We start from the raw sequence: 13,274 nt of genomic DNA on the forward strand, positions 1-13,274 counted from the left end.
CCATTTTCGACCATACTGACCGAACCACTATGCCACGCCCGCGCGCCATCATCAGCATTCCCTCGCTCGGCGCGGTCGACCGCGCCGGGGGGCAGGTCGGACGCCAGATCGCGCAGGCGCTGCGCGCGGCGATCACCAAGGGCGAATTGAAGCCGGGTGAATTGCTGCCCTCGACGCGCGCGCTTGCGGCCTCGCTGCGGGTCGCGCGCGGCACGGTGGTCGAGGCGTTCGAGCAGTTGCAGGCCGAGGGCTACCTGGAATCGCGCGTCGGCGCGGGCACCCGCGTCGCATCCACGCTGGCGGACCCGCCTCGCCCGGTCCGCGCGCGGATCGAGCGCGATCCCAAAACTCAGCCGATCCAGTTGCCGCCGCGCGCGCGGCGACTAGCCGAGGTTGCCGTGGCCTTCACGCCGATGCCGGAAACACCGTTTGCGATCGCCGTCCCCGGAGGCAGTGTGGCGCCCGATGCCAGTTGGCGACGCCTCGGCAACCGGGTGCGGGCGTCGCGCGCAGCCGCACCCGCGAGTTACGGCGATCCGCGGGGCGCGATGGAGTTGCGGCGCGCGATTGCCGACTATGTCCGGACATCGCGTGCAGTGCATTGCGAGCCGGAGCAGGTCGTGATCACCGCCGGCACCCAACAGGGCCTCTACCTCGCCGGCCGCGTGCTACTGTCGCGCGGCGATCATGTCTGGGCCGAAGACCCCGCCTATCCCGGCATGACGGCCGTGCTCGACGATCTCGATCTCGTCACGACGCGCGTGCCGGTCGATGCCCAAGGAATCGATGTCGATGCGGCCCTCGCCGCACGCCCCGATGCGCGCGCCGCCTTTGTGACGCCGTCGCATCAATATCCGCTGGGCATGCCGATGAGCATGGCGCGTCGCAACGCGCTGCTGGCATGGGCTAAACACCAGGAAGCCTGGATCGTCGAGGACGATTATGACAGCGAGTTGCGCTATGCCGGCCATCCCTTCCCGTCACTGCAAGGTCTCGACCCATCGCACGTGATCTACCTGGGCACGCTGAGCAAGGTGCTGTTCCCCTCGCTGCGGCTCGGCTACGTCGTCGCGCCAGCGCCGCTGGTCGATGCCTTCGCCGGCGCGCGGGCGCTGCTCGACCGGCATTCACCGACCAGCGACCAGTATGTGCTGGCAGCGTATATGAGGGAGGGCCTGTTCGAGGCGCATATCAGGCGCATTCGCGGAGTCTACGCCGCGCGGCGCGCCACGCTGATCGCTGCGCTCGGCCATCACATGCCCGATGACGTTACGCTGCAGCCGAGCGACCAGGGCATGCATCTGCTGTTGTGGCTGCCGCAGGGCATTGACGACGTGCAGCTCGCGAAGGCCGCATTGGTCGACGGGATCGTGGTGCGGCCGATTTCGTCGATGTACCGGGCCGCACCGCAGCCCGGCCTCATGCTCGGCTTCGGCGGATTCGCGCCGGAGGAACTGGAGGCCGCTGCGTTACGTCTGCGACGCGTGATGGATCGGCACGGATCGCAGCGGCGCAGCCAACCACGCCGCGCGTCGTGACGACGCTTGGCGTCGACCTTACTGCTCGAACGCCGCCTTGAGACGATTGAGCTGCGGCACCAGCGGGTTGCCGATCGCCGAAGGATCGAAGGCCGGGGCGTGGATTGTGGTGTCGAGCCGGCGGACGCGGGCTTGCAGGTCCATCGAGCGTGCGATCAGGCCCTGCAATTGCTCGGGCAGCTTCGCGATCATATCGGCCGGGCCGGGATCGGCGGCCGACAGCTTGACCTTGGTCTTCTCGCGATTGGCCTGGGTCAGCGTCATCTCGCCTTCCTTGACCGCGCGATGCAGCAGCAGCCACGAGGCGAGCTGCATCAGGCGGGTGGTGAGGCGCATGCTTTCGGTGGCATAGGTCAGGCTGACCGACCGTTCGAGCGCCTTGGCCTCGGCGCGGCCGTCGCCGTCGAGATAGGCGGCGGTCTGCTCGACCAAGTCCATGCCTTCCCGGAACAGCACGCCAAATGCTGCGGAATTGGTCAGCCGTTCACTGAACAGCACAAGCCCGGCTTCGCTCTGTGAACGATCCGCCATGGTTAACGCCCTCACACCACCGTAACGCCCGCCTGCGTCTGTCGCGCCGGCTTATGATGAACAAATCATTGCGCGGGCGTGGCGAAGAGTCCAGCCGCAACCGGATTTATGGTTTCCAGCCGGTGGGACGCACAAAAAAGAGCCGCCGTTTCCGGCGGCTTTTGAAGTTGATAACAGGGAGGCGTCAAACAGAGTGGACAGGAGCCACTCGGTGTCCAAACGAGGACAATGCAGTCATAATCGAGAAAGCTTAATTGATCGTAAATGAACGGTTTTCTTGACGCTTTGTTTGCCATGTCGGCCACTGACCTAGTTTGAGACAGGCGCCCTCACGAGTCGTCCCGGCGAAGGCCGGGACCCATAACCACCAATGCCCGAGTGGCGCGCGGCCGTGGACCAGCCGTACGCGGCAAGGAGCAGCGGTGGTTATGGGTCCCGGATCGCGCTCGCCTTGCTCGCTTGTCCGGGACGACGCGATGTGATGTCGGCAGCGCTACGACTTGAAGAAGGCGTTGGCGGCATCCTTCGAGGCGCGCTTCTTCGTCATCGCCTCTTTCAATCGATCGACTTCCGCAGTGAGCAGCGCGATCCGTTCGGTCAATTCCTCAACCGACAGCAGCGAGAGATCCTGTCCGATCTCATGCGTGATTTTCTTCCGTGGCCGGTCGTCGTCCTCAATCGGCATGTGTCCTCCCGGCGATGATGATCTGGCACCTTACGTCCAGAAATGATAAATGATGATGCGAGGAGAATTTTGCAGTGACTTTCGCAGGCGTGCAACAGCAGACGCGAATGCCCCGGCCCGACCGCAAGGAGTCTGACCGGACGGGATAGCGCGCGTCCACGCGCGAGGCATCAGCCGACCCCAAGCCCTTCCGATCACGCGGGAGGGCGTTTTTATTTTCCGATTTGAGTTCTCGGGGGTCGGCATCGTCAAACGCGAAAGACCTTATCCCATGAGCAAGATTCTCATCACCAGCGCGCTGCCCTATGTGAACGGCGTCAAGCATCTCGGCAATCTGATCGGCTCGCTGCTGCCCGCCGATGTCCACGCCCGCTTCAGACGCCAGATCGGCGACGACGTCCTCTTCATCTGCGCGACCGACGAGCACGGCACACCCGCCGAGCTCGGCGCCGTCAGGGCCGGCCAGGAGGTTCAGACCTTCTGCGACCAACAACATGCGATTCAGGCCGACATCTACCGCCGCTTCGGCCTCTCCTTCGATCATTTCGGGCGAACCAGCTCGCCGCACAATCATGCCTTGACGCAACACTTCTATCGCCGGCTCGACGAGGCCAGCCTGATCGAGACGCGCGAGTTGCGGCAGATCTGGTCGCCGGTCGACCAGCGCTTCCTGCCCGACCGCTACGTGCTCGGCACCTGCCCACATTGCGGCGACGCCTCGGCGCGCGGCGATCAATGCGACCAGTGCGGCACGCTGCTCGATCCGCCGGAGCTGATCGCGCCGCGCTCCGCACTGTCGGGTGACCGCGCACTCGAAATCCGCGCGAGCCACCATCTGTTCCTGCGCCAGTCCGAGCTCATCGCACAGCTCGGCGCATGGATCGACAGCCGCTCCGGTTGGCCGCCCTTCGTGGTCTCGACCGCGAAGAGCTGGCTGACCTGCGAGCTCAGGGATCGTTGCATCACCCGCGATCTCACCTGGGGCATTCCGGTGCCGCGCGAGGGTTTCGACGGCAAGGTGTTCTATGTCTGGTTCGATGCCCCGATCGGCTACATCGCTGCCACACAGGAATGGGCAGCCGCAGCGCCTAGGCGCGACTGGCGGCAATGGTGGTGGCAGGCCGACGACGTCAGCTACATCCAGTTCCTCGGCAAGGACAACATCCCGTTCCATACCGTAAGCTTCCCGGCGACGCTGCTCGGCTCCGGCGAGCCGTGGAAGACGGCCGATGTGATCAAGGGATTTCACTGGCTCAGCTATGAGGGCGGCAAGTTCTCGACCAGCCGCAATCGCGGCATCTTCACCGACCAGGCGCTCGAGGAATTGCCGGCCGATCTCTGGCGCTGGTGGTTGATCGCAAACGCGCCCGAAAGCGCCGACACCGATTTCAGCGTCGCGAAATTCACAGCCGATGTGAACAAGGATCTCGCCGACATCTTCGGCAATCTCGCCAACCGCATCATCAGCTTCGCCCATCGCGCCTTCGACGGCCGCATTCCCGACGGCGGTACGCCTGGTGATGCCGAACGGCGGCTCGCTGAGGAATTGCAGCAGCGCATCGCGATACTCCGCCGTCATCACACGGCGCTGGAATTTCGTGCCGCTGCCGCCGCGACCCGCGCGATCTGGGACGCAGCGAATGCTTACCTGCAGCACACAGCACCATGGGCCGCCGTCAAGTCCGATTCCGTTCGCGCGGCCGTCGTGACGCGGACCGGACTGAACCTGGTCGCGATCTGCGCCGCCCTGGCGTGGAGCATCATCCCTCACCTCGCCGAACGCGTGCTGCGCGCGTTCGGCCGCGACGATGCCGTTCCACGCTGGCCCAATGGCCCACTCGCGCCGCTGCTCGACGAGGATGTGGGCGCGCCGGTCGCAAGGCTCGGCCCGTTGGTTGAAAAAATTGCGCCCGAGAAGGCCGCCCATCTTGTGACACGGTTCGGGGCTTAACGGCGTTCCACTCCGCCTGAAAAGGCGATATGCCATCCGCCAAGCCCCTTCACTGACCAAGGACGAACCATGCCCAAGCTGCCCGCGCAAATGACCGTCGTCGCCATCAGCAAGCCGGGTGGCCCGGAGGTGCTGCTGCCGGAGACCCGCGCGGTGCCGGTTCCGGGCCCGGGTGAAGTCCTGGTCAAGGTCGAGGCTGCCGGCGTCAATCGTCCCGACGTTGCGCAGCGCTCCGGCTCTTATCCGCCGCCGCCCGGCGCGAGCGATCTGCCTGGCCTCGAGATCGCCGGCGAAGTGGTAGCGCTCGGCGACGGCGCTATCAGGCACAAGATCGGCGACAAGGTGATGTCGCTCGTCGCCGGCGGCGGCTACGCGCAATATTGCATCGCGCAGGACGGACAGGCGATGACGGTACCGCCTGCGCTGTCGATGCAGGAAGCCGGCGCGCTTCCGGAAACGCTGATGACGGTGTGGCACAATGTATTCGAGCGCGGCGCGCTCACGGCCGGCGAGACGCTTCTGATTCACGGCGGCTCGTCGGGCATCGGCACGATGGCGATCCAGCTTGCGAAAGCGTTCGGCGCCAAGGTGATCGTAACCGTCGGCTCGCAGGACAAGGCGGATGCCTGTCGCAAGCTCGGCGCCGATCATGCCGTGAACTACAAGACCGAGGATTTCGTCGACGTGGTGAAGAAGATCACCGGCGGCACCGGCGCCAATGTCATTCTCGACATGGTGGGCGGCGATTACATTGAGCGAAACTTTGATGCCGCCGCCGTCGAAGGCCGCATCGTCCAGATCGCGTTCCTGTCGGGAACCCCCAAGGCCACCGCCAATTTTGCCAAGCTGATGGTCAAGCGGCTGCACCATACCGGCTCGACGTTGCGTCCCCGTAGTAATGCGGACAAGGCGGCGATGGTCGCGGCTATCGAGGCGAAAGTAATGCCGCTCTTGCGCGATGGCCGCATCAAGCCGCTGATGGACAGCACTTTCCCGCTGGAAAAGGCCGCCGACGCGCACCGGCGGATGGAGACCAGCGAACATATTGGCAAAATTGTGTTGGCCGTCTAACGATCGCACCGGGACCGAAGGCGGAAACCCTTTGATTCCCTTCGCTTTCATGGCATCTATCGCGCCACCCCTGAGCCGATCGTCAGGCTGGGGCCGTTTGTCGATCGCGGAGTACTGACATTGCGTCTGATCAGGTGCCTTGCGCTCTTGGCGCTGGGTCTCATGATGTTTGCTGCTGCGCCCGACGCGTATGCACTCGACGCCGTCAGCGTTCGCAGCGACGCGCCCGCCATCGATCTTACCGGCGTTCTTGACCATCAGCGCAGCGAGACCGATCGCATTCAGGTATCCACGGCACCTGGAACCGACGGCATCGTACGCCGCATCGAGGTGCGCGCCCGCGAAGGTGGGACGAACTGGGTGGTGTTCGCGCTCGCCAACAACACTGACGACCAGCTCGACCGCCTGATCGTCGCGCCGCACTATCGCATCGTATCGTCCGGACTGCTGTGGCCCGATCTCGGACTGTCGCGCATCGCTACGATCACGCCGTCGGTCGGTGATCGTCCCGAGCGGCAGGAGAGTCCGACCGCCGACGTGTTCCGCATCACGCTCGATCCGGGCGCGGTCGTCACCTATGTCGCGGAACTGCGCACCGACAAGCTGCCGCAGCTCTATCTGTGGGAGCCCGAGGCCTACAAGGACAAGGTCAATTCGTTCACGCTCTACCAGGGCATCGTGATCGGCATCTCCGGCCTGCTGGCGCTCGTGCTCACGATATTGTTTGTGGTCAAGGGCAGCATCATGTTCCCGGCCGCCGCGGCGCTGGCCTGGGCGGTGCTGGTCTATATCGGCGTCGACTTCGGCTTCTGGGGCAAAGTGCTCGACATGTCGAACAACGCCGAGCGCGTCTGGCGCGCCGGCGGCGAGGCGATGCTGGCGGCGACCCTGCTCGTGTTCCTGTTCGCGTATCTCAACCTCAGTCGATGGCATGTGCGCTATTCGCACATCACGATCGGCTGGCTCGCCTTCCTCGGCTCGCTGGTGGCGCTGGCGCTGTTTGATCCGGCGGTCGCCTCCGGCATCGCGCGCATGTCGCTCGTGATGATCGCGTTCGCCGGCTTCGCCCTGATCGTCTATCTCTCGACCCACGGCTTCGACCGCGCGGTGCTGCTGATCCCGACCTGGTTCCTGCTGGTGGTCTGGGTGATCGCGGCCGGCATGACGGTGGCGGGCTCGGTTACCAACGACATCGTCGGTCCGGCCTTGCTCGGCGGCCTCGTGCTGATCGTCATGCTGATCGGATTCACGGTCATGCAGCACGCCTTCGCCGGCGGCGGCGCCACCACCGGCGTGGTCTCCGATGTCGAGCGCCGCGCGCTGGCGCTGACCGGCTCCGGCGACCTGATCTGGGACTGGGACGTCTCCGCCGACAAGGTGTTCACCAGCCCCGAGACCGAAGCCTTGCTCGGGCTGAAGCGCGGCACGCTGGAAGGCCCGGCCGCCAAATGGCTCGAGGTGCTGCACCCGCTCGACCAGGACCGCTTCCGCGCCGCGCTCGACAGCGTGCTCGACCAGCGCCGCGGCCGCCTGGTGCAGGATTTCCGGCTGCGCACGCCGGACGGCCACTTCATGTGGTTCGCGCTGAAGGCGCGACCCGTGGTCGGCTCCGACGGCGAGGTCTCGCGCGTGGTTGGCACGCTCACCGACGTCACCGAGTTCAAGAACTCGGAAGAGCGGATGCTGCATGACTCCGTGCACGACAATCTGACCGGCCTGCCGAACCGCAAGCTGTTCATGGATCGGCTCAGCGCGGTGGCGAACCTCGCCAAGACGATGCCGAACCTGCGGCCGACGCTGATGGTGATCGACCTCGACCGCTTCAAGCAGGTCAACGATTCCGTTGGCATCGCGGTCGGCGATTCCATCCTGCTCACGCTGGCGCGGCGCCTCACCCGCATCCTCAAGCCGCAGGACACGCTGGCACGGCTCGCCGGCGACCAGTTCGGCCTGATCCTGTTGTCCGAGCAGGACGCGGCGCGGATCACCAATTTCGCCGAGACCATCCGCAAGACCATCCGCGCGCCGATCGCGTTCAACGACCGTGAGATTTTCCTGACCGCCTCGATCGGCCTTGCCTTGTCCGATCCGCAGGCGCCGCTCACCGACGAGATCATCAAGGACGCCGAGCTCGCGATGTATCACTCCAAGCGAATCGGCGGCGACCGCATCGACGTCTACAAGCCGGCGATGCGCGCGCGGAAGACCGACCGCCTGACGCTGGAGAGTGATCTGCGCCGTGCCATCGAGCGCCAGGAGATCACCATCCTGTACCAGCCGATCGTGCGGCTGGAAGACCGTTCGATCGCGGGCTTCGAAGCGCTGGCGCGCTGGGATCATCCCAAGCTCGGCCGGATGTCTCCGTCCGAGTTCATCAACGTCGCCGAGGAGATCGGCCTGATCGTCGATCTCGGCATGTTCGTGATGGACCAGACCGCCCGCCAGCTCGCGGTGTGGCAGCGCGCGATGCGCGCCCGCGAGCCGATCTTCGCCTCCGTCAACGTCTCCTCGCGGCAATTGCTGCGCCACGATCTGATCCATGACATCCGCACGGTGCTGTCGCGCTCCACCGTGGCGCGCGGCACGCTGAAGATCGAATTGACGGAATCGCTGGTCATGGAGAATCCGGAGCACGCGGCCCAGATGCTGGCGCGGATCCGCGAGCTCGGCACCGGGCTGTCGCTCGACGATTTCGGCACCGGCCACTCCTCGCTGTCCTATCTGCAGCGCTTCCCGTTCGACACCATCAAGATCGATCAGTCCTTCGTCCGCACCACCAGCCGCGGCACACGTCCGGTGATCCTGAAGTCGATCATCGCGCTGGCGCACGATCTCGGCATGGAGGTGGTGGCCGAAGGCGCCGAGACGGATTCGGATGCGGTCGAGCTCTACCAGCTCGGCTGCGAATACGCGCAAGGCTTCGCCTTCGGCGAGCCAATGGATGCCGACGCCGCGACCCGCCTGCTGACCGAGGAACGGATGGAAGCGGCGAGCTAGGCTCGGGCGGAGGCACTCCGCCGCCGCTTTCGCGGACGTCATACTCCGCGAAAGCGGAGTATCCAGTACGCTGCAGCTTGTCCGTATTGCCCTGACATTTCTGGAAGACTGGATCGCCCGCTTTCGCGGGGCGGTGACGACCTAGGGAGTTGCCCCTCTCGCGCCCCGCGGTATGCGCTTGAACTTGACGCTCTTGCCGTCGGCCTGACGCGTGGCGATGTAGCCGCCGTCGAGACAGGCCTCGCGCTGCGGCATCTTCTCCTGCGGGCTGCGCAAGCTGTCCCACCACGATGCGCGCCGCGCGGCGCGTGGCAGCGACGCATCGATGATCGCCTCGATCTCGTCGAAGGTCAGCACGAATTCGGGGAGATGCTGCTTTTTCAGGTAATCGCGCAGCGCGTCGTAGTCGTTCACAGCGGCCTCGATGGCAGGATTCGACGTTCCAGCGACCACCGGTTAACTCATTCGGCGGGCGTTGTCGCCATTTTAGGCGATAACACGATTTCCGGAGGGCCATCGGCATCGGCATTAACCATTGTGGGTTATGGCGGTAGGCGGCCACCTGGTGTACGCTGATCATGGTGGGCGCTCATTCATCAACGGCAGCGGGGTGTCGCCATGCCATTGTTGGAATTGCCGCACTGGTTGATCATTTCCGGAATCCTTCTCGTGGTGATTGGACTCGTTGGCCTGGCCTTCAGGCCAAGGACGGACGCCGAACGCGAACCCGAGCTGCTTCCGGGTCACCTCGACGCCTGGAAGGCCGAGCAGCATCGATCCTCGGAAGACCAACACAAAAGCGCAGCTTGACCGCTGACGCGAAGACACTCCGCTGTGCAGCGAGCAGCGGACCACGCTTGCGCCGAGGTCGTTCGGGCGAAAGCCGAAAGCTGATGTCGTGCCAGACCCAGTCGTCCTGGCGAGTGTCGGGCCACCTGTCGCCACAGGGTCGAATTGGGGAAGAGGATTGTGGCTCCAGCATCGCGCGACAACTGACATTTGGGGTAATGGGTCCCGGCCCCCGTGCGCAATCGCGCACTCGGCCGGGACGACGGTGGGGGGATAGATCTCGCTCGATGCCTCAGACCGTCATCATCGACCCGCTCCGTGGTCATCCCGCGCATGCGGGGGATCCAGTACGCTGCGGCCTATCGGATCAATCACTGCTGCCTCTGGAATACTGGATCGCCCGCCTGCGCGGGCGATGACAGGCGTGGAGATATGGCTTTACGTTCTCGCGACATGAATAGTCCGAGCTTTGCATTTCGTTCCGCCCTCTCTTGGACAGAGGGCGCAGGGAAAGCCGGGTGCCGATCGCACCCATGGGCCCCGAGCATTGGTAGAAAGCTCGGGGGTAGGACCACAGGTGTAACCGGAGCAAGCCCGGCTTTCCCTGCGCGATGGGTTACGGCTTATACGTGCTCGCCCCGGCGAGACTGGGCTTGGTTGTCACCGCCGTTGCAAGACGCAATTGCGTCTTGCAACAGGACACCTGCCACTAGGGCGTCAGGCCTGCACGATTTCGCCGTCCGCCTTGCATGCGCTCGTCAGTCACACGCTCGGCGTCCACCGCATCCCGACCCGGCACTCGTGACGATCGCGAAGCGCCCCTCAGGCGGGTGAGACGGGGTTATTCATACACTGAGTTGCACTTCTTGAAAACCGAAATATTTTTTCGTGAGGATCTTGCGCCGTCGGGCAACTCAGTGATTGGCATGTGAGGAAGGCACCGGCAGGCGGGTTCCCCCTCCCCTCATGTCCGCCGAAGCCTGGCAAAGGCGGATGCGGGAGGAGGGAGCCCTTCCGCTAGTGCTTACCTCACACGAGCGAAAGCGGCACGACTCTGGAATGACAGCGACATCGCGGACCGCCGTCACTTCTCCAGATACTTCTTCATGTCCACGCGCAGGCCGTCGCGCAGATCGTCGCGCTTGAGGCCGAAGGCGATGTTGGCGCGCAGGAAGCCGGCTTTCGAGCCACAGTCGTGACGCTCGCCCTCGAACTCGAGGCCGTAGAATTTCTGCGTCTTCGCAAGTCCGATCATGGCGTCGGTGAGCTGAATCTCGCCGCCGGCGCCGCGCTCCTGCTTGGCGAGGATATCGAAGATCTCCGGCTGCAGGATGTAGCGGCCGGTGATCGAGAGGTTGGAGGGTGCAGTGCCCTTCGGCGGCTTCTCCACCATGCCATCGACCTCGAAGATCTTACCGGTGCGCTTGCCGACACCGCAGATGCCGTACTGATGGGTGAGATGATCGGGCACCGCCTCGACCGCGAGCACATTCGCCTTGTCGCCGAGCGTGGCTGCGGCTTCGATCATCTGCTTGAGGCAGCCCGGGGTGTTCAGCACCAGCTCATCCGGCAGCACCACGGCGAACGGCTCGTTGCCGACGATGTCGCGCGCGCACCACACGGCATGACCTAAACCCAGCGGCGCCTGTTGCCGGGTGAAGCTCATCGCGCCGGCCTCGGGTTGGTTCTGCGCCAGAATCTCCTGCTCGGCCTTCTTGCCACGCTGCGCGAGCGTGGTGTCGAGCTCGAACATGCGGTCGAAATGGTCTTCGATCACGCCCTTGTTGCGACCGGTCACGAACACGAAGTGCTCGATGCCGGCTTCCCTGGCCTCGTCGACCACGTACTGGATCAAGGGCTTGTCGACGATGGTCAACATCTCCTTCGGCATCGCCTTGGTGGCGGGCAGCACGCGGGTACCGAGACCGGCGACGGGAAAGACGGCTTTGCGGATTTTCATGGGATTATCGGAAGCCTTCAAACAAGTGGGAGGGGCAATCGACCCTTGGTAGCTCGTTTGCAGCCGCTAACAAAGGCAGATGAAAGGCAGATGTATGGTGCGGCTTATTTCCGCCGTTCCAATCGGCCAGATGACGCGTCATCAAAATCTCGCCTTTGTTAAGCCGTTGGAAACCGTGACGGGGCCTTCTGAAACGGCGGATTTTTAGGCAGGCGCATCATATGCGATCGACGGGAACATCGAGAACCTACCGGATCGGCGCGATCACGATCGCGCTGTCGCTGCTGATCCCTGTGCTGATACCCGGCAGCGCCCTTGCCCAATCGGCGAGCAACGGGCTGACCGACCTGATCGACAACATCTTCTCGAAAGCGAACCAGCCGCCGCAAGCCGCGACCGGATCGGACGGTGCTGCGCCACCCTGGAGCGGCGAGGATGGCGCCTCCGGCCATCCGCTGATGACCGCGGGCGCGATCCGTCAGGCGGCGGCGAATTTTCCGAACTGCATCGCGCAGATGTGGCCAGATGCCGCACGGCGGAACATCAGCCAGGAGAACTACGAGCGCTTCACCGCGAGCCTCCAGCCCGACCTGCGGATCATGGACCTCCTGGATTCGCAGCCGGAATTCACCAAGGCGATCTGGGACTATCTCGACATTCTCGTGAGCGACGCGCGGCTCGCCAAGGGCCGCGAGATCCTCGCGAAATACAAGCCGCAATTCGACACCACCGAGCGAGCCTACGGCGTCGACCGCTACATCATCGCGGCGATCTGGGGCATCGAGTCGAACTACTCGACCCAGATGGGCGACCGCAGCGTGGTGCAATCGACCGCGACGCTCGCCTGCATCGGCCGCCGCCAGGCCTACTTCAAGGACGAATTCCTGTCCGCGCTGGAGATTCTCAACCGCGGCGATCTGCGTCCCGAACAGATGCGCGGCTCCTGGGCCGGCGCCTTTGGCCCGACCCAGTTCATGCCGACCGCATTCAAGCGCTACGCCGTCGACGCCGATGGCGACGGCCGCCGCGACGTCGTCGACAATCCGGCCGACCTGATCGCTTCGACCGCCAACAACCTGAAGAAGGACGGCTGGCAGAACGGCGCGAGCTGGGGCTACGAGGTGGTGGTTCCCCAGGGCTTCAACTACATGCTGGCCGACCGCGCCAAGGCGATGCCGCTGTCGCAATGGGCGCATCTCGGCCTGAAGCGCGCCAACAACCAGCCGTTCCCGCGGCCATCCGAAAAAGCCTATCTGCTGGCGCCGGCCGGCACCGAGGGCCCAGCCTTCCTGATGTTGCAGAACTTCCGGGTGATCATGAAGTACAACCCGGCAGAAGCCTATGCGCTCGCTATCGGCCATTTCGCCGACCGCCTGCGCGGTGGGCAGCCTTTCGTGCAACCCTGGCCACGCCAGGAACGGGTGCTGTCCCGCGCAGAACGGCTGGAACTGCAACAACTGCTCGCCCAGCGTGGCTTCTACAAGGGCACCCCCGACGGCCAGATCGGCGGCCTGACCCGCGATGCCCTGCGCGGCTTCCAGGTCTCGATCGGGGCGCCCGCCGACGGATTCGCCACCTCCGAGGTGCTGGACCGGTTGCGGGGGCGGTAGCCCGCTGGCTTCACCTCTCCCGCTTGCGGGGGAGGTCAAATCGCATCGTTGATGCGATATGGGTGGGGTTCTCTCCACAATGTGACTCGCGGCAACACCCCCACCCCAGCCCTCCCCCGCAAGCGGGAGAGGGTGCGCGGTC

10 protein-coding genes are annotated in these 13,274 nt (G+C 64.6%); 5 read left to right on the forward strand and 5 right to left on the reverse strand.

What is annotated here, in order from left to right; genetic code table 11:
- Positions 1 to 29: 29 nt before the first annotated feature.
- Positions 30 to 1,538, forward strand: coding sequence for a PLP-dependent aminotransferase family protein (locus P6U25_RS33355; RefSeq protein WP_407148976.1), 1,509 nt, complete (start codon positions 30 to 32; stop codon positions 1,536 to 1,538).
- 18 nt (positions 1,539 to 1,556) lie between these two features.
- On the opposite strand, the gene P6U25_RS33360 is transcribed toward P6U25_RS33355, so the two are convergent.
- Together P6U25_RS33360 and P6U25_RS33365 are read right to left on the reverse strand one after the other, a co-directional pair.
- A complete protein-coding gene (locus P6U25_RS33360; RefSeq protein WP_407148977.1) occupies positions 1,557 to 2,069 on the reverse strand; it encodes a DUF1465 family protein in 513 nt (170 codons plus the stop codon).
- A gap of 493 nt (positions 2,070 to 2,562) precedes the next feature.
- On the reverse strand, positions 2,563 to 2,754 hold the full coding sequence (locus P6U25_RS33365) for a DUF1192 domain-containing protein (RefSeq protein WP_407148978.1): 192 nt from the start codon (positions 2,752 to 2,754) through the stop codon (positions 2,563 to 2,565).
- Positions 2,755 to 3,025: 271 nt separating this feature from the next.
- Here P6U25_RS33365 and metG point away from each other — a divergent pair, with 271 nt between their 5' ends.
- From metG to P6U25_RS33380, 3 genes are all read left to right on the forward strand, one after another.
- Positions 3,026 to 4,705 carry a methionine--tRNA ligase gene (gene metG, locus P6U25_RS33370; RefSeq protein WP_407148979.1) on the forward strand — a complete coding sequence of 560 codons (1,680 nt, stop codon included), beginning with the start codon at positions 3,026 to 3,028 and terminating at the stop codon, positions 4,703 to 4,705.
- A gap of 69 nt (positions 4,706 to 4,774) precedes the next feature.
- Positions 4,775 to 5,776, forward strand: a complete 1,002-nt coding sequence (locus tag P6U25_RS33375) for an NAD(P)H-quinone oxidoreductase (RefSeq protein ID WP_407148980.1) — start codon at positions 4,775 to 4,777, stop codon at positions 5,774 to 5,776.
- A 120-nt stretch (positions 5,777 to 5,896) separates the two neighbouring features.
- A complete protein-coding gene (locus P6U25_RS33380; protein WP_407148981.1) occupies positions 5,897 to 8,773 on the forward strand; it encodes an EAL domain-containing protein in 2,877 nt (958 codons plus the stop codon).
- A 141-nt stretch (positions 8,774 to 8,914) separates the two neighbouring features.
- On the opposite strand, the gene P6U25_RS33385 is transcribed toward P6U25_RS33380, so the two are convergent.
- The 3 genes from P6U25_RS33385 to galU form a co-directional block, all read right to left on the reverse strand.
- Entirely contained in the window at positions 8,915 to 9,187 is a 273-nt protein-coding gene (locus P6U25_RS33385) for a hypothetical protein (protein WP_407148982.1), read from the reverse strand.
- Between the two features lie 162 nt (positions 9,188 to 9,349).
- Positions 9,350 to 9,547, reverse strand: coding sequence for a hypothetical protein (locus P6U25_RS33390; RefSeq protein WP_407148983.1), 198 nt, complete (start codon positions 9,545 to 9,547; stop codon positions 9,350 to 9,352).
- A 1,099-nt stretch (positions 9,548 to 10,646) separates the two neighbouring features.
- Positions 10,647 to 11,522, reverse strand: coding sequence for a UTP--glucose-1-phosphate uridylyltransferase GalU (galU, locus tag P6U25_RS33395; RefSeq protein ID WP_407148984.1), 876 nt, complete (start codon positions 11,520 to 11,522; stop codon positions 10,647 to 10,649).
- A gap of 221 nt (positions 11,523 to 11,743) precedes the next feature.
- Here galU and P6U25_RS33400 point away from each other — a divergent pair, with 221 nt between their 5' ends.
- Entirely contained in the window at positions 11,744 to 13,132 is a 1,389-nt protein-coding gene (locus P6U25_RS33400) for a lytic murein transglycosylase (protein WP_407148985.1), read from the forward strand.
- Positions 13,133 to 13,274 lie beyond the last annotated feature (142 nt).

The sequence above is a fragment of the Bradyrhizobium sp. ORS 86 genome (genome assembly GCF_045571475.1).
Taxonomy (GTDB): domain Bacteria; phylum Pseudomonadota; class Alphaproteobacteria; order Rhizobiales; family Xanthobacteraceae; genus Bradyrhizobium.